At 71.2% G+C, this 22,939-nt stretch carries 15 protein-coding genes; 5 read left to right on the forward strand and 10 right to left on the reverse strand.

The genetic code is table 11. The annotated features are described in order from the left end of the window. Positions 1-178: 178 nt before the first annotated feature. From AC1DSC_RS23830 to AC1DSC_RS23840, 3 genes are read left to right on the forward strand one after another with little or no spacing between them, the layout of a single operon-like run. The gene (locus tag AC1DSC_RS23830; protein WP_436287204.1) at positions 179-1,174 is read left to right on the forward strand and encodes an ABC transporter substrate-binding protein; all 996 of its coding nucleotides are present in this window, start codon (positions 179-181) and stop codon (positions 1,172-1,174) included. Beyond that, the gene (locus AC1DSC_RS23835; protein ID WP_436287203.1) at positions 1,171-3,162 is read left to right on the forward strand and encodes an ATP-binding response regulator; all 1,992 of its coding nucleotides are present in this window, start codon (positions 1,171-1,173) and stop codon (positions 3,160-3,162) included. The genes AC1DSC_RS23830 and AC1DSC_RS23835 overlap by 4 nt, the downstream gene beginning before the upstream one ends. A gap of 58 nt (positions 3,163-3,220) precedes the next feature. Beyond that, the gene (locus AC1DSC_RS23840) at positions 3,221-4,024 is read left to right on the forward strand and encodes a hypothetical protein (RefSeq protein ID WP_436287202.1); all 804 of its coding nucleotides are present in this window, start codon (positions 3,221-3,223) and stop codon (positions 4,022-4,024) included. 18 nt (positions 4,025-4,042) lie between these two features. Here AC1DSC_RS23840 and AC1DSC_RS23845 read toward each other — a convergent pair whose 3' ends face one another. The 7 genes from AC1DSC_RS23845 to AC1DSC_RS23875 all read right to left on the reverse strand — a co-directional run bounded on the left by AC1DSC_RS23845 (position 4,043) and on the right by AC1DSC_RS23875 (position 18,231). Next, complete coding sequence (locus AC1DSC_RS23845; protein ID WP_436287201.1) at positions 4,043-4,822, reverse strand: glycosyltransferase; 780 nt, start codon at positions 4,820-4,822, stop codon at positions 4,043-4,045. 1 nt (position 4,823) lies between these two features. After that, positions 4,824-5,924, reverse strand: coding sequence for a radical SAM protein (locus AC1DSC_RS23850; protein ID WP_436287200.1), 1,101 nt, complete (start codon positions 5,922-5,924; stop codon positions 4,824-4,826). A 13-nt stretch (positions 5,925-5,937) separates the two neighbouring features. After that, complete coding sequence (locus AC1DSC_RS23855) at positions 5,938-11,475, reverse strand: two-partner secretion domain-containing protein (RefSeq protein WP_436287199.1); 5,538 nt, start codon at positions 11,473-11,475, stop codon at positions 5,938-5,940. A gap of 7 nt (positions 11,476-11,482) precedes the next feature. Continuing rightward, positions 11,483-13,195: a ShlB/FhaC/HecB family hemolysin secretion/activation protein gene (locus AC1DSC_RS23860; protein ID WP_478131932.1), complete on the reverse strand. Its 1,713-nt coding sequence runs from the start codon at positions 13,193-13,195 to the stop codon at positions 11,483-11,485. A gap of 372 nt (positions 13,196-13,567) precedes the next feature. Continuing rightward, the gene (locus AC1DSC_RS23865) at positions 13,568-15,721 is read right to left on the reverse strand and encodes a CHAT domain-containing protein (RefSeq protein ID WP_436287197.1); all 2,154 of its coding nucleotides are present in this window, start codon (positions 15,719-15,721) and stop codon (positions 13,568-13,570) included. Positions 15,722-15,880: 159 nt separating this feature from the next. Further along, a complete protein-coding gene (katE, locus tag AC1DSC_RS23870) occupies positions 15,881-18,067 on the reverse strand; it encodes a catalase HPII (RefSeq protein WP_436287196.1) in 2,187 nt (728 codons plus the stop codon). Beyond that, entirely contained in the window at positions 18,064-18,231 is a 168-nt protein-coding gene (locus AC1DSC_RS23875; RefSeq protein WP_012745663.1) for a hypothetical protein, read from the reverse strand. Before AC1DSC_RS23875 ends, katE begins: the two co-directional genes overlap by 4 nt. 336 nt (positions 18,232-18,567) lie before the next feature. Here AC1DSC_RS23875 and AC1DSC_RS23880 point away from each other — a divergent pair, with 336 nt between their 5' ends. Continuing rightward, complete coding sequence (locus AC1DSC_RS23880) at positions 18,568-19,386, forward strand: transglutaminase-like domain-containing protein (protein WP_018904044.1); 819 nt, start codon at positions 18,568-18,570, stop codon at positions 19,384-19,386. 22 nt (positions 19,387-19,408) lie between these two features. Here the strand turns inward: AC1DSC_RS23880 and ligD are convergent, their stop codons facing one another. The 3 genes from ligD to AC1DSC_RS23895 all read right to left on the reverse strand — a co-directional run bounded on the left by ligD (position 19,409) and on the right by AC1DSC_RS23895 (position 22,480). Then, positions 19,409-20,317 carry a non-homologous end-joining DNA ligase gene (gene ligD, locus AC1DSC_RS23885; protein WP_436287195.1) on the reverse strand — a complete coding sequence of 303 codons (909 nt, stop codon included), beginning with the start codon at positions 20,315-20,317 and terminating at the stop codon, positions 19,409-19,411. Beyond that, the gene (gene ku, locus AC1DSC_RS23890; RefSeq protein ID WP_278877594.1) at positions 20,314-21,336 is read right to left on the reverse strand and encodes a non-homologous end joining protein Ku; all 1,023 of its coding nucleotides are present in this window, start codon (positions 21,334-21,336) and stop codon (positions 20,314-20,316) included. The genes ligD and ku overlap by 4 nt, the downstream gene beginning before the upstream one ends. Before the next feature lie 130 nt (positions 21,337-21,466). After that, on the reverse strand, positions 21,467-22,480 hold the full coding sequence (locus AC1DSC_RS23895) for a M14 family metallopeptidase (protein ID WP_436287194.1): 1,014 nt from the start codon (positions 22,478-22,480) through the stop codon (positions 21,467-21,469). Positions 22,481-22,662: 182 nt separating this feature from the next. Here AC1DSC_RS23895 and AC1DSC_RS23900 point away from each other — a divergent pair, with 182 nt between their 5' ends. Further along, positions 22,663-22,935 (forward strand): hypothetical protein, encoded by a 273-nt coding sequence (locus tag AC1DSC_RS23900; RefSeq protein ID WP_278877596.1) that lies wholly within the window; start codon positions 22,663-22,665, stop codon positions 22,933-22,935. Positions 22,936-22,939 lie beyond the last annotated feature (4 nt).

The raw sequence follows: 22,939 nt of genomic DNA on the forward strand, positions 1-22,939 counted from the left end.
ATCTTCCTCACAGCCGCGCGGGGCTGCGGGCGCCGACATAAGCCCTCTGCCTTATCGCGCGGAGCAGGCGGCTTCCGTACATTGGGTGCTGCACTTGCTGCAGCCGCAGCCCATGTTTGTCGCCGTGAACCCTCTCATCTCGCTCCTCCGGAAACGGCGACGCCAAGGCGCCTGCGCCGTGCTGGCTCTTGCTTGCATGGCGCAGCCCGCCGCCAGCGCCTCGGCGGCCGAGCTCACGGTGCTGGTGGGCGACGAGCTCCCGGCGCATGCCGAGTTCGTGCAGCATCTGCGCGCGAGCCAGGAGCCCGGCAGCCGCTTCGAGCTGGTGCGGCTCGCGCCGGGCGGCGCCGAAGCCGCGCAGCCGGTGGAAACGGCCCGCGCCGAGCCAGACTACGAGCGCGGTGCCAATGCCGGCGTGCGCACGCGCAGCCTGCGCACCGCACCCGCGAACGCCGCGCTCACGCTGGCCGTCGGCGCGCTGGCCGCGCGCGCCGCGCTGGAGCGCCCGGGCCAGCAGCCGCTGGTGCTCGCGATGCTGAGCCGGCTCGACTACGAGGGCCTTCGCGCCAGCAGCCCGGCGCTCAAGCGCGGCGACCGGCGCGTGGGCGTGCTGCTGCGCGACCCGGCCATGGCCGACCAGCTCGCGCTGATCGGCGCGGTGCTGCCGCAGAAGCACCGCATCGGCGTGGTCGCCACGCCCGAATCCGAACCGCTGGTGCGCGAGCTGCAGCGCGCCGCGCAGAACGGCAACCCACCCTGGGACATCCAGGTGGAGTACGCGCCCGACGACAGGTCGCTGGCCGGCGCGCTGCGCTCGGTGGTGCCGCGCAGCGATGCCCTCCTGGTGCTGCCCGACCTGATCGGCGACAACCAGGCCGCCACGCTGTCGGTGCTGCGCGCCGGCGCCGGCGCGGGGCTGCCGGTGTTCGGCGCCAGCGAAGGGCTGGTGCGTTCGGGCGGCCTGGCCGCGGCCGTCTCGACACCGGCGCAGCTGGCCCAGCAGGCGCGCCTGCTCGGGCAGAAGCTCGCGAGCGGCGCCGGCGGCAGCGGCAATCCGCTGGTGGAATCGGCCGCGCCCGCGACCGTGCGGGTCAATGCCACGGTGGCGCGCGGACTCGGCCTGCGCCTGCCCGAGGAGCGGGAACTGACCGAGCGGCTCACGGTCGTCCGATGAGCGAGACGCTGCCCTCCGCGGGCGGGCGCGCCGACGCAGCGCCGCCGCCCTCTGCGCCAACGCCCACGCTGCTGGTGCGCGGCAACCTGCAGCGCGACCTGTTCCGGCTTGGCGTGGTGCCGTGCGCCGCGGTGGCGCTCGCGCTCACCGGCTGGTTCACCCACAGCCGGCTGCAGACGCTGGAGGCCGCCTTCGACGCCGAGGGCCAGGCGGTGGCGCGCCAGGTGGCGGCCATGTCCGACCTGAGCCTTTATGCCGGCGACCTGCCGGCGCTGCAGAACGTGGCCAATGCCGCGCTGCGCGGCGGCCAGGTGATGCGCGTGGAAATCAGCAACAGCGCCGGCGTCTACGTGACGGCCGGCCCCAAGGCCTCGTCGCTTGCGCAGCTGCGCATGTTCACCTCGCCGGTCACGCTGCGCGAGGCCTCGCGCGCCAGCGCCTTCGCGCCGGCCGGCTCCACCGCCGCCGGCGACGCGCCCATCGGCCTGGTGCAGACCTTCCGCGACACCACGGCCTATGCGCGCGAACGCAGCCGCTCGCTGATCGCGAGCATCGGCATCGCGCTGGTGGCGCTGCTGGCGGCCTGGGCCTCGGTGCGCCACATGGCGCGCACGGTGGCGCGGCCGCTGCGGCGCATCTCGCGCACCGTGGCCGCGCTCGAAGCCGGCCACTTCGAGGCGCGCTGCGACGTGGCCGAGGGCGACAGCCGCGCGTCCGCCGGCGGCGCCGGCAAGGGCCGCGCGCACGAGCTCACGGTGCTCGCGCACGACATCGACCGCCTGGCCGAGCGCCTGCAGCGCAACCGGCAGATCAGCGAGGAGCGCGTGCGCGAGGCCACCGCGGTGGCGCTGCAGCGCATGGCCGAGGCCGAGCAGGCCGCACTCTCGCGCGCCCGCTTCCTGGCCGCGGCCAGCCACGACCTGCGCCAGCCGCTGCATGCCATGGGCCTGTTCATCGACGGCCTGCTGCCGGGCGCCAGCGCCGCGCAGCGCCCCGCCATGCTGCGGCTGCAGGAGAGCACCGAATTCATGGGCGTGCTGCTGGACGACCTGCTGGAGATCTCGCGGCTCGATGCCCAGGTGCTGACGCCGGCGATCACCAAGGTGCCGCTCGCGGCGCTGTTCGACCAGCTCGATGCGCAGCATGCCGCCACCGCGGTGGAAACCCACGTGCGCCTGCGCTGGAGCGACCGCGGCCTGGCGGTGCGCAGCGATGCGGCGCTGCTGCAGCGCATCGTCGGCAACCTGGTGGCCAACGCACTGCGCCATGCGCCGGCCGGCGGCACCGTGCTGGTGGCCGCGCGCCGCGCCCGCGGAAGGAACGGCGGCAGCGTGCGCATCGAGGTGCGCGACAACGGCATCGGCATCGCGCCCATCCACCAGGGCCGGATCTTCGAGGAGTTCTACCAGGTGGCCAACACCGAGCGCGACCGCCGCCGCGGCTTCGGCCTGGGCCTGGCGATCTGCGCGCGCATCGCGGCGCTGCTGGGCACCCGCATCACGCTGCGCTCGGCGCTGCAGGCGGGCAGCACCTTTGCGCTCACGCTGCCCGCGGCCCATGCGGCCGACGCTACGGCGCCCGAACCCGCGCCGTTGGCGCTGACGCCGCTGGCCGGGCTGCACTGCATGGTGGTCGACGACGACCCCGCCATCCTCGACGGCAGCCGCGCGCTGCTGGAGCAGTGGGGCTGCCAGGTCGAATGCGTGGCCACCGGCGCCGAAGCCATCGCGCGGCTGGGCACGGGCGACGTACATTTCGACGCGGTGCTGTGCGACCTGCAATTGGCCGGCGACGCCGACGGCATGGAGGTGATCGATGCCGCCCGGCGCCTGCAGCCCGATGCGCTCGCGGTGCTGGTCTCGGGCGCCACCGGCCCCGAGGTGCTGCAGCGGCTGCGCCACGGCGGCGTGATGCTGCTGACCAAGCCGGTCGCGCCGGCCAAGCTGCGCGCACTGCTCACCACGCGGCGCCATGCGCACGCGGCCTGAACTGCACGCCCCTCTTCCACCAGCATTCACCAGGCATTCACCACGCACCGACCCCGCCATGCTCGACACCGCCGCCCTCAAGGGCATCCGCCCCTTCGTCGCCACGCCCAGCTACAGCGGCGCCATGGCCAGCCTCTACGTGCGCAGCCTGCTGGGCCTGGTCAATGCGGCGTGGACGCACGGCTTCGCCATGCAGACGCGCTTCCTCGACGGCGACAGCCTGCTCACGCGCGCGCGCAACCGGCTGGTGGCCGAGTTCATGGCCGATGCGCAATGGACGCACCTGTTCTGGATCGACGCCGATGTCGGCTTCGCGCCCGATGCGGCGCTGCGCCTGCTGCTGTCCGGGCATGACGTGGTGGCCGGCGTCTACCCGCACAAGAACGACGGCTGGCCGGCCCAGGGCCTGGCGCGGCCGCTGCCGGCGGGTGCCACGCAGGCCGACTTCGACGCGCTGCATGCGCGCTATCCGCTGAACCTGCGCCACACGCCGACCGAGGCCGACGCCGACGGCTTCGTCGAGGTGCTGGACGCGCCGACCGGCTTCATGCTGATCGCGCGCGGCGTGTTCGAACGCATGGCCGCGGCCATGCCCGAACTGCGCTACAGCCCCGAGGCCGGCGACCACGCCAATGCGCACCTGCCGCACTGGCGCTTCTTCGACACCCAGTTCGAGCCCGCCACCGGCCGCTACCTGAGCGAAGACTTCGCTTTCTGCCGGCGCTGGCAGCAGCTGGGCGGCCAGGTGTTCGTCGACCTGCAGTCGCGCCTGTCGCACCAGGGCCTGAAGACCTGGCACGGCGACCTGCCGCGGGCGCTGGGCGCACTGGACGCACCGGGCGGCCACGGCCTCCCGCGATGAGCCGGCGCGCCGGGTCCGTCACGCCCGCCGGGCCGGCGGATCGAAGCTCCACTGCACCCGCAGCAGGCCCCAGAGCTCTTCCGGCGTCAGGCCGACGCCGGCCGAGCGCAGCAGCTCGTCGTGCAGCCCCTCGGGCGGCGGCAGGCCGGCCTGCAGATAGGTGGCGCGCCAGCGCGATTCGTACAGCACGGTGCACTGCCGGGTCCAGCGCACCCGCAGCCCGTGGTGCTGCATGAGCCAGCACATCGCCCGGTCGCACACGGGCGTCAGCGAACGCGGCAGCTGCGACCACGCGCCCCAGAGAAACCCGGCCGAGCGGGCCAGGCTGATGCAGTTGGTGTCCACGAAATCCGAGCCCGGCGCCTCGTCCGGCGGAACGATGCGCAGGTGCTCGTGGCCGGGCAGGAACATGTACCGCGAAGAGAACACCGCATCGACCGGCCGGCCCCGCTCCCGGGCCTCGGCGTAGGCCTGCACCACCGAGGCGACGTGGCCGGGCAGGAACAGGTTGTCCGCGTCCAGGAAGCACACCACGTCGGCGCCGTCGGCCAGCGCGCACAGCGCGCCGATGCCGCGCGGCGTGCAGCCGAAGTTGGCGTTGACCTGCGGCAGCACGATGTGCCGCACATGCGGCCATTCGGCCAGCAGCCCGGGCTGCGGGAGGCCGTCCGCCACCATGTAGTGCACCACCTGCGGATGGCTCTGCGCATGCACGCTCTGCATGCAGCGGCGCAGCACGGCGGCCGGCTCGCGGTGGTAGGGGGTGACCACGGCCACCCTGAGCGCCGCGCCGTTCACCTCAGCCTCCGCGGTCCACGTGCAGGGGAATGGTGCGCGCCACGCCGACCGCGGGCCGCGCCGCGGGAAAGAGCGCGGCCGGTCGGCGCGAGGCGCAGGTGCTGGTCTCCCGCCGCACGCTGTGGCTGATGCCGCAGAACTGGTTGCACCCGCGCATCGCCGTGCGGACGAACTCCGCCTCGCGCCAGAACAGGCGCAAGTCGCCGGGCTTGTCCAGCTGCATGCCCGGAAAGCTGCCCGAGAAGCACAGGCGCGCCACGCCGTAGTGGTCCACCATGATGTTGCGCTCGTAGGTGTTGCAGATGTGTTCCGTCGTGCGCGTGTGCGAGCCCCAGCCGCGCGCGGCGTCCGGGCAGGCGCGCAGCGTGGAGAAGTACATGTGCACCTGGTGCAGCCAGAGCGGGTTCAGCCCCTGGCCGAAGCGCTGGTCGCAGCGGCGGATCACCTCGACCAGCCGGTCCGGGTCCACGTTGCGGTGGGCGGCGAAGAAGGGGTCGACCAGCCCCATCTGGCCGAAGCTGGGCTGCAGGAAGTTCAGCTTCAGCTTGTCGGCGCCCAGCTCGTCCAGCACGAAGGCGTAGAAGTCCTCCAGCTCGAGGTAGTTCTCGTCGAAGACGAGGCCCATCACGTTGATCCGGGTGTCGCCGCCTGGCGGGCGCGCCGCCAGCAGCAGGCGCAGCGCGGCGACCGCCTTGCCGAAGGCGCCCTTCACGCCGCGCGTGCGGTCGTGCAGGGCCGGCCGATGGCTGTTGAGCGACACCGAGATGCCGTGCGGGCCCTCGCGGATCATGCGCTCGGCCGTGGCCTCGTCGCGCACGCGGGTGCCGTTGATGACCGACAGGCAGGCCAGGCCCAGTTCGCGGCAGGTGCGCGAGATGTGGAAGTAGTCCTCCAGGTCGAGCATGCTCTCGCCGCCGCAGATCACCACGCTGCCCTGGGGATTCATCGCGGCGAACTCCGCCAGCACCTCGTGCCGGCGCGCCGGGCCGAGGTAGCGCGCACGGTCGGCGTCGTCGAGCTTCCAGAAGTCGCAGTGCTCGCAGCGCAGGTTGCAGCGCTTGTTCGTCTGGATGAACAGGAACAGGGGCGGCGGCAGTTCCACGGCCAGGTCGCTCTCAGAAATCGGCGCAGCCGTTCTTGCGGTCGGTGGCCACGCAGCTGGTGAGGTTGGGCCGCGAGCGCACACGCGACCATTCGCGCGCCAGCAGGTCGCCGTCCTGCTGCGCACGGTCGCCTTCCAGCGGCCCGGTGGCAAAGCAGATCGGCGGCGCGCCGAGGTTGCGGTCGAAGGTGTAGGTGTTGGTGTTGGGCAGATCGCGCACCAGGTCCGCGCTCGGGAAGTCCGGCCGGCGCAGGGCCGCCGTCACGGTCAGCGTGCCGGGCACCACGTCCACCGCATAGCCGGCCGCCGAGGTGAAGCTGCCGTTGATCCCATAGCGCCCCGCGGGGCTGAAGATGCCGGCCGGGCTCATGGGCGTGCCCAGGAAGCCGGCCGTGCCGTCGCCCAGGATCAGCCCGCCGATGGTGAAGCCGAAGGGCGGGTTGGCCATGCCGAAGGGCCGGCTGGCGTCGCCGATGACCACCGTGGCCCGCGGCTGCTGGGCGTAGATGAAGTGGTTGTCGCCCGGCGTGATGCTCACGGTGCACAGCCCCAGGTAGGCGCAGTGGAACAGGTTGGGCGTGGCGCCCGAGCCGGCGAGGCCGCCGCGCGACTCGCCCACCCAGGTGTCGGCCCAGATGCGCCAGGGCGCGCCGCCGATGCTGCCGCCGCCCGCATTCTGGAAGCGCGCCGCGGCCACCAGGTCGGTGCCCGAGCTGCTGGTGACGGCGGTGTCCAGCGTGAGGTCGCCCGAGAGCGTGCGCACGAACACCGTGTCGGCCGCCATCGAAGTGGCCGACACCAGCTGCGGCTGGTTGCTGCCGGCGTCGAAGCCGGTGACCGACAGCGCGCCGATGCGCACGCCGTCCACGTCCTGGTAGCGGAAGGCGCCGGCGGCGCCGCCGCCCAGGGTGTTCTCGCTCACGTTGTTGGCCGCCTGGTCCAGCAGCACGCTGCCGCGGCTGGAGCGCGCCAGCAGGTGCTGGGCGGTGATCGGTGCTTTCACCGTCTGCGTGATGTCGCCGGCCGAGAGCAGGCCCAGGCGGTCCGCCGTGACGGCGCCGTTCAGCACGATGCCGCCGGCGCCGGCGCCCACGCCTTCGTTCTGCAGCGTGAGCGCGCCGCCGCTCGTCAGCGGTCCGGCCACGGTGATGGTGCCTGCATGCGTGTTGCTGCCCACCACCACGCTGGGCGCATTCAAGCGCGACATCAGCGCATCCGACAGCGTGAACCCGCCCCCCGCCGCACCGCCCACGGTGATGCCGGCGGCCGTGGCGTCGAAGGCATTGAGCGCCGCGTCCATGCCGCCCGGCCGCAGGTTGATGGTGCCGGCGGCGCTCACCGGCACGTCGATCGCCAGGGCCGGCGCGCTGCCGTCGTTGCTGGCGCGCAGCACCAGGTTGCCGCTGCTTTGCACCTGCGGCGCCGCGCCGGGAGCGCCGGTGGACAAGAGGCCGGTCTGGATCGACACGCCGGGCGTGCCCTGCAGCGAGCTGCCGGTCAGCTCGATGCTGCCGCCGCCAGTGGTGGCCAGGCGCGCGCCGTTTTCCAGCCGCACGCCGCTGTCGGTGCCGTCGACCACCGCGCTGGCAAACAGGCCCTGCAGCGCGATGTTGCCGCTGCCCGTGGTGATGCTGCTGCCGCCGGTGACCAGCACGCCGTGCGTCGCATTGAACGCGCTCGAGCCGCGGTTGAAGTCCTGCACGCCCCGCACCAGCACGTTGCCGCTGGTGGTCGAGATGGCGGTGGGAACCGGAACGCCCACGGCCCTGAGGAACAGCGAATCCAGCTGCACCGCGCTGCCGCTCTGGCCCGTGCCGCCGGTGCCGGTGATGGCCACGTCGCCGGTGGCGCTGTCGATGCGCGCGCCGTTGATGCTCACGCCGCCGCCGGCGATGCTCACGTCGCCGCCGGCGCCCGCATCGGACTGGCCGACGCGCGTGTCGATCCGGGTGCCCTGGAGCAGCACGAAGCCCGAGGGCGCGCCGGTCTGCCCGTTCAGGATCGACACCGCCCCGCCGTTGGTGATGATCTGGTTGTTGAAGCGGCTGGTCACCGAATCGTAGATGCCGCCCACGCCATGCGCATGGATGGACACCGCGCCGCCGCCCGTGTCGATGGTGCCGTCCACGTCGATGTTGATGTCGCTGAACGCGGGGCTGGCACCGACGAAGCCGGAGTCCAGCGTCACGCTGCCGCCGCGCGTTTGCACATTGCCGCTGAGCCCGACGAACTGGGTGCTGCTCGGCCCGTCCGTCACAAGGCTCAGGTTGCCGCCGCCGGTGTCGATGCTGGCGGAGTTGAAGACCACTTCGGCATAGCCCGTGCCCGTGGCGTGCGCCAGCACGCTGCCGCCGTTGGTGGAAATGACGGCCTGGTCGGCCCCCGTGTTGCCGAAGTAGTGGACGTAGCCGTCGAGCGCGCCGGCCGAGCCGGCATTGAAGATCACGTCCATCGGCCCCGTGGTCGAACGGATGATCGGCGCCAGGTACGAGCTGGAAAACACGCGGTCGCCGATCGAATGCGCCGCGTTCAGCTCGAACACCAGCGGCGCGCTGCCCACCGTGCGCTCGATCACCATGCCGCTGCCAAAGCGGATGTCGCCCGCATCGGTGCCGCCGCTGCCGGTGGTGATGCTCACACTGGTGCCCGTGTTCAGCGCGCCGTTGATGTCGCCGTCCTGGATGGTCGAGGTGGCCACCGGATCGAAGGGGTTGGTGGGCAGGCTGCCGCCGCCGGCCACGCCGTGGACGATGGTGACGTCATACGGGTCGACGATCCACCGCCCCGCCAGGCCGGCCGGCGCCGAGGCGTCGATGCGGATGCCGCTCACGTCGAACGAGCCGCCCGAGGTTTCGATCGTGCCGCCGTTGCCGCCGGCGCTGCCGCCCCGGGCCTGCAGGTCGCCGAAGGCGCGCACCGAGCGCTCGCCCACGAGGGTGATGCTGCCGCCGTTGCCGCTGCCCAGGGCGTTGGCCAGCAGCGTGAGGTTCGGGCCGACCGAGACCACGCCCGTGTTCTCGTTGCCGGCGCCGGCCGCGGTGCTGCCGCGGATCTCGATGCTGCCGCCACCGCCCGCGCCGCTGGCGTCCGCCAGGCCGCTGCTGTCCGCCGTCGATTGCGCGAGGATGTTGCGCCCCGTCACGCCGATGCTGCCGCCCATGCCGGTGGCGCTGGCGGCATCGAGCAGCGTGCCCTCGAAGGCGCCGGCTGTCAGGGCGATATCGCCCGTGCCGGCCGCGATCCGGATGCTGCCGCCCGCAGCATGCAGCCCGTCGGTCTGCTGGGACGACGAAAGCCGCACGCCAAACGGCGTGACCGTCGCGTCCAGCGGCGCGAAACCCAGCGCCGCGCCCGTGCCGTCGTAGCCGAAGCCCGCGCTGCCGGCCGTGCCGGTGATCGCGATGCTGCGGCCCGCGCCGGCCTCGATGCGCGTGCCATCGATCGCCACGCCATTCGAGGCGCCCACGGTGTAGCTGGTGCCCAGTTCGACGGCCTGCGTGCGCAGGCCCGCGGCCATGCCCGACAGGTCGCCGCCCTGGCCCGTGATACGCACATCGCCGCCGGTGGCCAGCTTCGCGCCCGTGATCCGCACGCCGGCGCCGTCCGGCGGCTCGCCGACCGGGCCGCCGCTGGCCCAGTCACGCACCGTGCCGGTCAGGGCGATGTCGCCGCTTGCGGAAGACAGGGCGACCGAATAGTCGTCGCCGTTCAGCCGCACGCCCGAGCCGCCCGCGGCGCCGCGGCCGGTCAGCGTGATGCCGCCGGCCTGCGTGCCGAGCGTGCTGTCGCCGTCGATGCGCACGCCGTCGGTGGCGCTCAGGAAGCCGCTGCCCACCTCGCCGGTGCCGCCTTCGCCGCGCAGCAAGATGCTCCCGGCGCCGAGCGTGCTCAAGGCGCTGCCGCCCAGCCAGACGCCGCTGCGGATTTCGCCGGCGCCATCGGCACCCGGGCCCTTGACCTGCCCGCCGATCGCCCGTCCGTTGTCGCTGTCGCCCTGTCCGAAGAAGCGGATGTTCCCGCCGTTCGCATCGATGCGCGCGCGGTCCAGCCGGACGGCCGCTGCAATGCCGTTGGCCTGGCCGGCCTCGGCCGCGGCCAGGCCCTGCGCGTCGGCATTGAAATCGACGTTCAGCGCGCCGCTGGTGGAAGCGATGGTTGCGCCACCGCCCTCGGCGTCCCAGCGCATGTCGATGTTGCCCACCGAATTCACGCGCAGCGTGGCCGTGCCGCCGCCGTCCTTGATCACCTGGGCGCCGGGCTGGAACACGACGGCGTCGTTGATCTGCGCCACCTTGCTGGACGAACGCGTGGTCAGCGTCACGTCGGTGCCCTGGCTCAGCGCCTTGCCGATCACGCTGGCCGCGATGTTGCCGGAATCGGTGTCGGCCACGATCGAAAGATTGCGGCCCGCCTCGGCCGTCCAGCTGCCGTTGGCGCCTGCATTGCCGCCGGCAGTTATCTGCGTGCCCGCCAGCATGTTCAGGTTGCCGGCCGTGGTGCGGATGCTGCCGCCGGCCACGCCGGGCGCATTGCCGCGCGCATCCAGCGTGCCGCTCACCTCGAGGCCCGCGCCACTGTCGACCTGCGCGCCGATGGCCTCCAGCACGATCTCGCCGCCGCGCTCGACCAGCGAACGCGCGCGCACCGTGCCGCTCTGGTTGACCACCTGCTGCACCAGCCCGGAGGCGCCCACCAGCACCACGCGCCCGCCGTCGGCCGTGATGGTGCCGGTGTTCATCACCAGCGCCTTGGTGGTGGGATCGGTCACCTGCACGCCGGCCACCGAGGTGTTCATGAGCCCGCCTTCGAGCGGCACCGTGAACTTGGTCAGCCCGTCGCCTTCGAAGTCCAGCGTCACCCGCGCGCCCGACACCAGGCCCGCCGAGCCGCGCGCCACGTTGATAGTGCCGTCGTTGCGCACCAGCGCGCCGATCAGCCCGAGCGTGCCGCCTTCGCCCACGCTGATGACCGCGCCGGGCTGGACCGTCACGCGGGCAATGCTGTTGGCATCGTTGATGCCGCCGCCGAACAGCAGCTGGCCGCCCTTGCCCACCACGCTGCCCTCCTTGGCGATCTGGCTGTCGCTGATGTCCAGCGTGGAGGCCACCAGCCCGCCGACGTTCACCTGGGCGCTGCCGCCGAAGAGAACGCCCGAGGGGTTGACCACGAACACATGCCCGTTGGCCGACAGCGTGCCGTTGATGACCGACTGCTCGATCACGCCGCCGCTGCCCACCACGCGGTTGAGCATCACGCTCGCGGCGCCCATCTGCTGGTTGATGTTGAGCGTCTTGCCGCCGGCCAGCGAAAACGCATTCCAGTTGACGATGGCGTTCATCGTGCTCTGGTTGAGCCCCTGCACAGCCGCCGTGCCGAGAGGAACGACGCTCACATTGCCGAACACCACATTGCCGTTCTGCGGAAAGCCCGCCGGCAGGTTGAGCTGCGCCCAGGCCGGCACCATGCTGCCCATGCAGGCCAGCGACAGCACGAGCGGCCGCACGCGCCAGTGCCGCGGCAGGGCGTTCGCGGAAAGATCATGGTTTCTCATGCTGCCCTCAGAAGGTCTTTTGCGCCTGCACGTACAGCCGCGGGTTGCGCCCGCCGCCGTCGGTGCGCGCGGGGTCGGTGCCGGCGCGCCAGGCCAGCGTGGCGTTGATGGTGACGTTGCCGGGCCGCGTCCAGCTCAGGCCGATGCCCGCGCCGCGCAGGCTGCGCGAACCGGGGCTGGCGTCGAAGACCGTCGGGTTCTTGGTCTGGCGCCCGCGCGCCGCGTCGTAGAACACGAAGGGCGTGAACTCGGCATCGAGCGACCAGCGCCATTCCACGGTGGCGATCACGCCCTGGTCCACCAGCAGTTCGCCCGAGGGGTAGGCGCGCACGGCACGCGCGCCACCCAGCGAGAGCTTTTCCGAGGCGTCGAGGTTCTTGCTGGCCCACTGCCCGCCCAGCGCCAGGTACAGCGAGTGCCGGGGCAGCACCGCCTGCAGCCGCGAGAGCTGGAAGGTGGCCTTGGTGAAGCCGCCCTCGGTGCGGTGGCCGCCCAGGCCCTGGTCGGTCTGCAGGCTGTCGGCATCGCGGATCGAGAGCCGGCCGTGGTAGAGATTGCCGGTGCTGGCCCAGTAGCCGCCGCCCAGCCAGTCGTCGCGGCGCTCCCAGGTCCAGCCCAGGCCGAAGCCGCGCACCCGCTTGCGCGCCGAGAAGTCGACCGCCGTGTACTCGTCGGTGAGCTTCTTGCTGTCGGCCGACAGGCGCAGGAAGAGGTTGTGCTGGCGCTGGCGGATCACCGGGTAGCTCAGCGAGACGTCGAACACGTCGGCCTTGCCCTGCGCGCCCAGTTCCGAGAACTCGCCGCCCAGCTCGTAGTTGACGCGCGCCAGCCCGAGGCCCGCGCGCAGGCCGCTGCTGCCGATGGGCGCCTCGTAGGCGACGCGGCCGAACTGCAGCGCATTGCCGTTGGAGACCATGGCGCGCACGTCCAGGTTGTCGCCGATGCCCAGCGGGCTCGCCCAGCGCATCGTGCCGCCGAGGCGGTAGCGGCCCGATTCCTTGGTGCCGTGGTTGTCGGCCTCGGCCGCGAAGGCCCAGCGCGGCGCCGGCGCCACTTCCACCGACAGGTCGGTGGTGCCCGGCTGCGTGCCTTCCTGCAGCGCGGACGAGACCTTGATGCCGGGCTGGTCCGACAGCAGCAGCATCGAGCGTTCGTAGGCCGGTGCGTTGACGGCCTCGCCGGGCTGCAACGGCGCAAGGAAGCCGCGCACGCGCGCCTCGCTGATGGCCGCATCGGGCGCAACGATCACCTCGACCTTGCCGAGCCGGCCTTCGATGACGCTGATCTCGACGATGCCGTCGCGCACGGTCTGCACGGGCACGACGGCCTGCGCGAGGAAGTAGCCGCGCTCCTTGTAACGCGCGGTGATGGCCTGCGCCAGGCTTTCGAGATCGCCGAGCGTGACGTCGCGCCCGATGTACGGCGCGGTGATGCCCTGCAGTTCCTCGTTGCTCAGGGCCTTGACGCCGTTGAGCCGCAGGTCGTTGAGCTTGAATCTGGCCGCAGGTGGCTGCGGCGGCGCGGGCAGGCTCTGAGGCGCCACGGTGCCAGTGGCCTGCGCGACGGGGCGGTCGCAGCTGCCGCAGGGATCCTTTGTCGGCAGCAGCGCATTGGCATCGGCCTCTGCCGCGTGGGTGCGCTGGGCGGCAACGAGAAGCGTTGCGCTCACCAGGGCGGCGACTGCGAGGGCGATCGGGGTGGAGCGTTGGATTGCGCGCATCTGCATCTCAGTGCTCCACCGTGCGTTGCTGTTGTTGTTGTGAGCGCTGCTGTTCGGGGTGCGCTCCCGCCGACGGGGTACCTTGCTCCGCGAATGTCCCCCGGGCTTCGCCCTCCTCCTTTATTTCGCTGCGCAAGGCACCCCATCGACGGGAGCGTTGCACGGAGCGGTTGTTGATCAGCTGTGCACCCAGAGCGTGCCCTGGTGCACAGGGCATCGGGTGCTCCCCGCAGCGAAATAAAGGAGGAGCCGAAGGCGGGGGACATTCGCGGAGGGGAGTACCCGGTGGCCTGCGCACGCGCCCTGAACAACAGCGCCTCGAACTACGCACTTCAAATACAACAGACATGGCAGTTCTTCTTTTCATGTCATTCAGCTCCCCACCGTGAGACGCCAGTTGCCGATCAGGTTGAACGGCGCCCAGAAGAAGGGGTGGGACATCTTGGGATCCTTCAGCACCGCCAGCTGCCCGGCCTGCATCGCCTTCTGGATGTCGCGGCCCTTCGCCAGCTCGCCGTAGAGCGTGCCCATGAGCACCGCGGTTGCGTCGTCCGACACCGGCCACAGCGATGCGATCAGGCTCGAGCTGCCGGCCGAGAGAAAGGAGCGCGTGAAGCCCAGCACCTCGTCGCCCTGCGCGATGCGCCCGAGCCCCGACTCGCAGGCCGACAGCGTCACTAGCGCCGTGCCGTCCATCGGCAGGCCGAGGATCTCGTGCGCCTCCAGGAAATTCTGCTTGCCGCCCTCGTTGGCCAGCAGGATGCGCGAGTACAGAGGGTCCACCGCGTCGGCCTCGGCATGCGCCGCCACGTGCATCAGCGGCGAGCGCGCGGCCACGTCGCGGAACTGCGTCTTGGTGGCCGCGGCGCCCATGTACACGGTGTTGCGCGGGAACAGCTGCGCGAGCTGCTTCACCTCGACCTCGGCGCCCGGCAGGTCGTACTTGTCCTCGATGCGCGGATTGCCGAAGGCCGTGAGCGACGCGCCCACGCGCGGCGAGCGCTGCGCGAGCTGCACCGCGATGCTGATCGAAGGCGCCACCGCCACCGGATGCGTCTCGATCACGTAGCGCCCGTCGAGCCGCAGCGCCTGGAACGGCAGGTAGTGCAGCGGCCCGTGCGGCACCACGATCAGCCGCTGCCCCGGCGCCAGGCCCAGCGGGCCGAGCAGCGCGGCGCCGAGCTTGTCGGCATTGGTGATGGCCGCGCGGCGGCCGCGCACGATGGAGTTGCGGAACACCTCGACCAGCTCGGTGAGCTCGTCGCGGCGCACCGGCACCGTCCTGGCCTCGATGCCGGCCGGGCCGACCACCCACACCAGCAGCCGGTCGGGCAGCGAATGGAACTGCACCACGCGCTCGTCGGGCGCGAGCATGCCCTGCAGCGCGGCCAGGTCCACGGTGGTCGCGGCGCGCTCGTTGATCTTCGCGCGGCCGCGCACCGCATCGAGCAGCGCGCGCGAGCGGCTGCGCTCGCTCACCTCGAAGGCCTGGCGCGCATCGCCCGCGTCGCTGTAGATCGAGACGCCGCGCTCGAACACCGACTGCAGGTCGGAGAACAGGCCCATCTTGAATTCTTCGCTGCGGAACCTGGCGCGCACCTGGTCGATGCCGCCCAGCGCGCGCGCCACGGCCTCGGCCGCGGCCTGCTTCTGGCCGAGCGCAAGTTCGCTGCGCGCCACGCCGTCCCAGGCCCAGAGGCGGTAGTACTCGGTGTCGGTGCCGACCTGCCGCGCGGTGAGCGCGCGGTAGAGGTCGCGCGCCTCGGCCGGCTTGTTCTCGGCCAGCAGCAGCCGCGCGCGGGTGCGGTCGAGCTGCGCCGTGAGCGGCGCGTCCCGGGGCGGCGCCATGCCCCCGAGCACTTCGCGCGCCCTGGCGGCGTCGCCCGATTCGATCAGCGCATTGACGAGCGAGGCCTGCACCAGCGGCGCATAGCGCGACGAGCTGTTGGCCAGCGCCTCGTCATAGCTGATGACGGCGCCCGCGTAGTCGCCGCGGCGGGTGCGCACGTCGCCGATCACCTTCTGCACCGGGCCGACCACCAGCTTGGGATCGCGCGCCGGATGCTTGAGCGCCTCGCGCGCGAATTCCTCGGCCTTCTCGAGCTGGCCCGAATAGCTGTAGACGATGGCCAGGTCGCGGTTGGCCATGGCCAGCAGGTTGGGATCGCTCGTGGCATTGGCCAGGTGCAGCGCCTTGCTGGCGGCGCGCACGCTCTGGCGGAATTCGCCGGCCTCGGCCAGCGCCACCGCCTGGCTGCAGTACTGGTAGCCGGACAGCTTGACCGCATCCTGCCCGTAGAGCACCGCGCCCTCGCTGGTCAATGCGAGCAAGGTGTCGGTGTCGGCAAGACGGGCCTGCTCCGCCCTGCCGGCCGCGGCTTCGGCATTCGGCGCCTGCTGTGGCTGCTGCGCCGATGCCGGGGACCCATGGCCCAGCAGAAGAATGGCTGCCAGCCCCAGCGCACCCGCGGCCCCTGCACGACGTGCCGAGCGCTCCCGTTCCGTTCTTCTCGAAAACCACGTCATTGGACCCCCGCGCGCGGCCCGTGTGCCCGCGGTTGCGGGGGTCGACGCCGCGGAAGTGCGCGCCGTTCAGGCCTCGTAGGGAAAGTCTAGGAGCGGCCCCCTGCGGCGCCTATTCGCAAGAAGGCCTAGCGCGAACGGACTAGGACCGCAGGCCCTGCATCAGGCGGGAATCGCATCGATGTTGGCGCGGTCCCAGTGGCGGTGCTTGGCAATCGCGGCGATGAAGGCCTGCGCGATCTGCGTCGCCTCGCTGGTGTCGCCGAGGTTGGTGACCGGCGTGGCCGCCACGATGATGCCGGCGGGCGCATCGCCCTGCTGCGCGTTGGCGCCGATGCCGAGCGTGGAGAGCAGCTGCACGCCGTCGCCCACGGTGCAGATGGCCTTGCAGTGCTTGTACGCCTCCAGCACGAAGTGCACCGCATCGCCCATGCCCGCGAGCGCCGCCACGCCCTGGGCGCCGCCGGGGATCAGCACGGCATCGAACACCACCGACGGCCCGTTGGCAAAGGTCATGTCGACGTCGATCTGCCGCTTCGATGCGCTGGCGATGGTGCCCAGGCGGGCGCCCACCACCTTGCACTTGCCGCCGGCCTGCTCGAGCGCATCGCGGATCGGCTTGAGCGAGGCGGAGTCGATGCCGTCGGCCGCGAGGATCGCGATCTTGCGCGTGCGGATCGAGCCGTCGCCGCTGTCGGCCATGCTGAGCGCGGGCGACTCCTCGATGGGCAGGGTCATGCGGTGCTCGCGGTAGCCCGCGCGGCCCGCGGCCGCCTTGGCGTCCGGCGCGCCGATGCCCAGCGGCTCGGCCACGCGGCGCGCGAGCTTCTCGTCGACGTGCGCCAGGTTGTCGACCATGCGCTGGCGGATGGCCGGCACGTCGACCTTGGAGAGCTCGAAGCGGAAGGCCGCAACGATGTGCTCCTTCTCGGCCGCGCTCTGGCTGTTGAAGAACAGCCGCGCCTGCGTGAAGTGGTCGTCGAAGCTCGGGCTGCGCCGGCGCACCTTGGGCGACTCGAGCTCGTCGGGATGCGGCTGGAAGCCGACGCTGCCGCCGTCCACCCTGAACTCCTTGCCGTCGCCCAGCGAGTTGGGCTCGTAGGCCACCTGGCCGCGCGCGATGGTCTGGCGGTGCATGCCGTCGCGCTGGAAGTTGTGGAACGGGCACACGCTCTTGTTGATGGGCAGCTCGTGGAAGTTGGCGCCGCCCAGGCGCGAGATCTGCGTGTCGGTATAGGAGAACAGGCGCCCCTGCAGCAGCGGGTCGTTGCTGAAGTCGATGCCGGGCACCACGTGCCCCGGGTGGAAGGCCACCTGCTCGGTCTCGGCAAAGAAGTTCTCGGGGTTGCGGTTGAGCACCAGCCGGCCGATGCGCTGCACCGGCACCATCTCCTCGGGGATCAGCTTGGTGGGATCGAGCAGGTCGAAGCCGAGCGAATCGGCCTTGTCGGGCGGCACCAGCTGCACGCCGAGCTCCCACTCGGGAAAGTCGCCCTGCTCGATGGCTTCCCACAGGTCGCGGCGGTGGAAGTCGGGGTCCTTGCCCGCGACCTTCTGTGCCTCGTCCCATGCCAGGCCATGGATGCCGAGCTTGGGCTTCCAGTGGAACTTCACGAAGTGGCTCTCGCCGCGCAGGTTGACGAAGCGGAAGGTGTGCACGCCGAAGCCTTCCATCATGCGCAGGCTGCGCGGAATGGCGCGGTCGCTCATCGCCCACATCAGCATGTGGGTGCTCTCGGGCATGAGCGAGACGAAATCCCAGAAGGTGTCGTGCGCGCTGGCGGCCTGCGGCATCTCGTGGTGCGGCTCGGGCTTCACGGCGTGGATCAGGTCGGGAAACTTCATCGCGTCCTGGATGAAGAACACCGGGATGTTGTTGCCCACGAGGTCGTAGTTGCCTTCGCGGGTGTAGAACTTGACGGCAAAGCCGCGCACGTCGCGCACCGTGTCGGCCGAGCCGCGCGAGCCGGCCACGGTCGAAAAGCGCACGAAAACGGGCGTCTTTGCGTCCGGGTCCTGCAGGAAGTCGGCGCAGGTGAACTGCGACATCGACTTGTAGACCTGGAAATAGCCATGCGCCGCCGAGCCGCGCGCATGCACCGCGCGCTCCGGGATGCGCTCGTGGTCGAAGTGCGTGATCTTCTCGCGCAGGATGAAATCTTCGAGCAGCGTGGGCCCGCGCACCCCGGCCTTGAGCGAATTGTGGTTGTCGGGGATCTGAAGACCCTGGTTGGTCGTCAGATTGGGCGCATGATCGGTTGCGAATCCATCGAGCTGCTGCTGCTTGGCGTTGCTGCCGTCCGTGGCCTTCGAGCGGCGTCCGGCGGCGGCCTTGTTCTGAGGCGTCATCGAGGGTCTTTCATGGGAGGGTCGGCTTCGTTGTCGAGAAAGAGGTCCAGCACGTTCACCAGCGCAATCAGGCAGATGAAGCCCGCCACGGCGGCCACCACCCAGAACAGGATTTCATCCCCCCAAGCACCGGTGAGTGAATCGAACAGCGACGACAGATCCATGATTCGCTCCAGCAGATCAGATTGAACAACTCGATGCTTGCGCTGCGGCCTCCATGAAGCCACGAAAGCGGGTTCGCGGGGGCAGTTGCGAGCGAATCCAAAGGTTATGTTTTTCTCACACTGTTACCCGTAGTGGCGCCTCGCCCGCGCTTGTGGGAGAGGCGGCGTCTACGCGGTAGGAGCGCACCGACAGCGGCTGGCTGCCGCCTACGCGGGCTGGCGTGTCGGCCCGCATCCGCGCCCGGGGCGCAGCCGTAGCATCGAACACGGTCGGCACGAAGCCTGCTTGGGCATTCGTGGACCGAAGCCATTCACACAGGGAAGAAAGAAAGAAACATGCAGATCAAGATCGGTTTCGACATCGAACTCGCCGTCACGGCGCCCACCGCACTGGTCTACATGCTGCATGTCCACCCTTCGCGCGCGGCGGACCTGCAGGACGGCGAGCACGTCACCCTCACGCCGCCGCTGCATACCGACTACTACGTGGACGGCTTCGACAACCATTGCGCGCGCGTGCGCATTCCCGCGGGGGTGCCGAGCGTGCGGCTGCGCAACCATGCGGTGGTGTTCGACCCGGGCTGGGCCGATCCGGTGGACTTTGGCGCCGTCGAGCACGCGGCGGCGGACCTGCCGGTCGCCACGCTGCCCTTCCTGCTGCCGAGCCGCTACTGCGAGGTCGACAGCGAACTGCTCGCCTTCGCCTGGAGCAACTTTTCCAGCGTGGCGCCGGGCTGGCACCGCGTGCAGTCCATCTGCGACTTCGTGCACGAGCACCTGCGCTTCGACTACCAGAGCGCGCGCGCCACGCGAACGGCGCTCGAAGGGTTCCGCGAGCGCACGGGCGTGTGCCGCGACTTCGCCCACCTGGCGATCACGCTGTGCCGCTGCATGAACATTCCCGCGCGCTATGCCACCGGCTACCTGGGCGACATCGGCATTCCGCCCGTGCCCTCCCCGATGGACTTCAGCGCCTGGTTCGAGGTGTACCTGGGCGAGCGCTGGTACACCTTCGATGCGCGCCACAACGTGCCGCGCATCGGCCGCATCGTGATTGCGCGCGGACGCGACGCGGCCGACGTGCCGATCACCATGGTGTTCGGCGCCAACTCGCTCAAGCGCTTCGAAGTGACGACCGAGGAAGTGCCGCAGTAGGCTCGCGGCCCCGCTCACGCAGTCACTCAGGCAGGAAGCCGAGCATCTGCATCGCGGCGCGAAGGCCGGTGCGGCTGCGCTCCATCGCGTCCCAGGGCGTGTTGCCGGTGGCCAGGCGCGGGCCGATGTTCGCCACCGTCCAGTGGGCGGCGCTGTCCAGGTCGGGCAGCTCTTCCCAGGCGAGCGGCACCGACACGCCCATGCCGGGCCGCGCGCGCGCCGACCAGGCGCTCACGGTGGTGGCGCCGAAGCCGTTGCGAAGGTAATCCGCGAAGATCCGGCCCACGCGGTTGCGCGGCCCGCTCTTGGCCACGAAGCGCTCGGGCACGGTGCGCGCCAGGTGCTCGACGATGGCCCGCGAGAAGCCGCGCACCTCGTCCCAGCCGAACTGGCGCCGCAGCGGCACCACCACGTGCAGCCCCTTGCCGCCGCTGGTCTTGAGGAACGACGGCAGGCCGAGCTCGTCGAGCAGCACGCGCACCAGCAGCGCCGCCTCCTGCATCTGCTGCCAGTCGATGCCTTCGCCGGGGTCGAGGTCGAAGGTCATGCGGTCGGGCTTGCCGAGGGCGCGCGAGGTGGCGTTCCAGGTGTGCAGCTCGACGGTGTTGAACTGCGCCGCGCCGACCAGCGCCTCTGCGGTGTCGATCTGCAGCAGCGGGTCGTGGCCCGGGTCGAGCGCGGGATCGAGCAGCTTGATGCCCGCGATGTCGCTGTGCTGCGCATGCTTCTGGAAGAACAGCTCGCCGCCCACGCCGTCGGGCGCGCGCACCAGCGCTACCGGGCGCCCTTCGAGGTGCGGCAGCATCAGCGGCGCCACGCGCGCGTAGTAGGCCGCGAGATCGCCCTTGGTGAGGCCGCTGGCGGCGTCGATCAGGCGCTCCGCGTGGGTGATGCGCGGCGCCTTCTGCGCCGTGGCCATGCGCGCGCTCATGCCGCGCGGCGCCGGGCGGTGGCGCTCTTGGCCGGAGTGCGCTTGCGCGCGGCGCCGCTGCTGCTGCTTTTTGCGGCGGCCTTGCCATGGGCCCGGGGCTTGGCCTTGGACCTCGGTTTGGTTGCCGCGGGCGCCTCTTCTTCTTCATCGCCGCTGTCTTCGCCGGCCGCGGCCGCCTTGCCGCCGCCACCGCCCTTGCGCAGGCTGCGCTGCAGCAGCTCGGTGAGGTCGATGATCTTCGCGCCGCGGCTCTCCAGCGCCTGGCCTTCCTCGGGCTCGATCTGCGTCACGGTCTCGGTCTGGCCCGCGGCCACCTTGCGGTCGACCAGGCGCAGGATCTCGTCCTTGAACTCGTCCTTGTAGTCGTCCGGATCCCACTCGGCGCTCATGTCCTCGACCAGCTGCTCGGCCATCTTGATCTCGTGCTCGCGCAGCCCCGCCTTCTTCGCGTCTTCCGACGGCAGCGGCAGTTCGGTCCAGGGCCGGATGTCGGCGCCCCAGCGCAGCAGGTTCAGCACCAGCCCCGGGCCCACGGGCACGAGCGCGGCCAGGTGCTGCTTGGTCTGGATCACCACGCGCGCCACGCCGATGCGCTGGGTGCGCTGCAGCGTCTCGCGCAGCAGCGCGTACACCTTGGCGCCGCGGTTGATGGGCGCCACGTAGTAGGGCCGCTCGAGGTAGACGAAGGGGATGCCGTTGGCGGGCACGAAGCTCTCGATCTCGATGGTCTGCGTGGTCTTGGGATAGGCGTCGGCAATCTCCTTGTCGCTCAGCACCACGTATTCGCCGTCTTCGTACTCGATGCCCTTGACGATGTTCTCGCGCGCGATCTCCTTGCCGGTCTTCTTGTTGATGCGCTTGTAGCCGACCGGGTCCATCGTGCGCTTGTCGAGCCAGTCGAAGTCGATGGCGTGGTCGGTGGTGGCCGAGTACAGCGCCACCGGGATGTGGACGAGGCCGAAGCTGATCGCGCCCTTCCACAGGACGCGCGGCGCGGGGGCTTTTTTCGAGACTGCCATGGACACACTCCTTCAGCCTCGAGACTCTGCGCCCCGGGCCGCTCGGCGATGTAGGAGCGCGGCGGCGCCTGCCGTAAGGCGCGGGCCGGCGTTTTCTCTCCCTCCCCTTCCGGGGGAGGGAGCAAATGCTTCAGGCCGATGGCGCGTTCGCCGCGGACCCGAGCACGCGCTCGCTCGGGCGCGCGAAGTAGAACCATTCGGCGCCGGGCAGCGCCAGCGCGTTGGGAAAGACGATGAAGCCGTCGTCCGGCGCGCTCACCAGCGTGCCGTCGTGGCGCATGCCGATGGGTTCGCCGCGCTGCACCGCATCGAATGTGGCCCAGTCGCGCACGAAGCTGTCGTCCTCGTGCAGCCGGTCGGTCACGCTCGCCAGGCGCAGCAGCCGGGGCGGCGCGGGCGGCGTATCCGCCGGGCCCTGCGGCAGCGCCGCCATGCCGAGCAGAGCGAGCGCGCGGCGGATGGCGCGCCAGGCCACCTCGGGCGCCTTCGGGTCCCGGTGCTGGCCGCATTCGAGCGTGACGCCGTAGCCGCCGCAATTGCGGATGTATTCGTTGGTGCCGCGGCCGAAGTCGATCGCGTCCTCGCCCACCGCGATGCCGGCGGAGCGCTGCGCGAGCCCCGCGGCATAGATGTCGAGCCAGCCCTCCACCACGATGGGCGTGCCCAGGTGCAGCGCCAACAGTCCTTCCTCGCTGGCGCGTGCAAAGGGCTCGAGCGTGCCGGTGTTGTCGCGCGGGCCGATCATGGCGAAGGCCTCGCCCTCGCTCTGGAAGGAATGCAGGTCGAGCAGCACGTCGTGCCGCTCGATCAGCGGGCACAGCACGTTGGTGACCCGGTCTTCGTAGTCCGCGGGCGCAGCGCTCGGCTTGAACAGGCGGTTGAGGTTGCGCTCGCCTTCGCGCTGCAGGCGCCGCCGCGCCAGCGGGTTGGCAACAGGCACCAGCGTGAGCTGCCCGCGCCGCAGCCGGAAGGTGCCGCCGTCGAGCTCGGCCAGCACGCGCTCGATGCCCGCGGTGCCGCAGGTCTCGTCGCCATGCACGCCGCCCAGCACGAGCAGCCGCGGGCCCGGCTCCAGCGCGGCGAAGGTATGGATGCGCAGGTTGTCGGTGGCGGCAGCAGCGGCGGCAAGAGGATCGGAGGACATCCGGGCGATTATTGCGGAGGCCTTCCCCTGCGCGCAAAGACGCTACTCGTTTCATAGCGGCGCAGCGCGGCGCGCCGTGCCTACAGGGCATGCCTGGGCTGTCCTACCGGCTGCGGCCGGCGCGCCATGCAGGCTCGGTCGTGGATGCACACAGACACCGCAGCAAAAAGGAACCGAGCGCCATGAGCAGCACCAAGCCCCGTACCAAGGATCCGGCCGACCCGAGCGACCCGCTGCGGGACGCCGGCGGCGGCGACACCAAGACCCGGCAGGGCGGCGATTCGGCGCCGCGCCTGCCGCACGAGCGCGACGAGTCTTCCGACAGCCAGCAAACACCGAACGGAAAGCCGCCCGAGATCGGCCGCAAGGGCCACGAGGACATCGAGCGCGGCAGCGTGGACACCGACCGCGGGCCGGTGGCGGACCGCGTCTACAACGACAAGGTCAAGCGCTGAGCCG

The sequence above is a fragment of the Variovorax sp. 01N425 genome, assembly GCF_056399465.1.

What these genes read in the sequence shown, in the direction of transcription:
- AC1DSC_RS23835 (WP_436287203.1), top strand. Translation starts at nt 1,171, where the DNA reads ATGAGCGAGACGCTGCCCTCCGCGGGCGGGCGCGCCGACGCAGCGCCG.
- AC1DSC_RS23840 (WP_436287202.1), top strand. Translation starts at nt 3,221, where the DNA reads ATGCTCGACACCGCCGCCCTCAAGGGCATCCGCCCCTTCGTCGCCACG.
- AC1DSC_RS23855 (WP_436287199.1), bottom strand. Translation starts at nt 11,475, where the DNA reads ATGAGAAACCATGATCTTTCCGCGAACGCCCTGCCGCGGCACTGGCGC.
- AC1DSC_RS23860 (WP_478131932.1), bottom strand. Translation starts at nt 13,195, where the DNA reads ATGCGCGCAATCCAACGCTCCACCCCGATCGCCCTCGCAGTCGCCGCC.
- AC1DSC_RS23865 (WP_436287197.1), bottom strand. Translation starts at nt 15,721, where the DNA reads ATGACGTGGTTTTCGAGAAGAACGGAACGGGAGCGCTCGGCACGTCGT.
- katE (WP_436287196.1), bottom strand. Translation starts at nt 18,067, where the DNA reads ATGACGCCTCAGAACAAGGCCGCCGCCGGACGCCGCTCGAAGGCCACG.
- AC1DSC_RS23875 (WP_012745663.1), bottom strand. Translation starts at nt 18,231, where the DNA reads ATGGATCTGTCGTCGCTGTTCGATTCACTCACCGGTGCTTGGGGGGAT.
- AC1DSC_RS23880 (WP_018904044.1), top strand. Translation starts at nt 18,568, where the DNA reads ATGCAGATCAAGATCGGTTTCGACATCGAACTCGCCGTCACGGCGCCC.
- ligD (WP_436287195.1), bottom strand. Translation starts at nt 20,317, where the DNA reads ATGAGCGCGCGCATGGCCACGGCGCAGAAGGCGCCGCGCATCACCCAC.
- ku (WP_278877594.1), bottom strand. Translation starts at nt 21,336, where the DNA reads ATGGCAGTCTCGAAAAAAGCCCCCGCGCCGCGCGTCCTGTGGAAGGGC.
- AC1DSC_RS23895 (WP_436287194.1), bottom strand. Translation starts at nt 22,480, where the DNA reads ATGTCCTCCGATCCTCTTGCCGCCGCTGCTGCCGCCACCGACAACCTG.
- AC1DSC_RS23900 (WP_278877596.1), top strand. Translation starts at nt 22,663, where the DNA reads ATGAGCAGCACCAAGCCCCGTACCAAGGATCCGGCCGACCCGAGCGAC.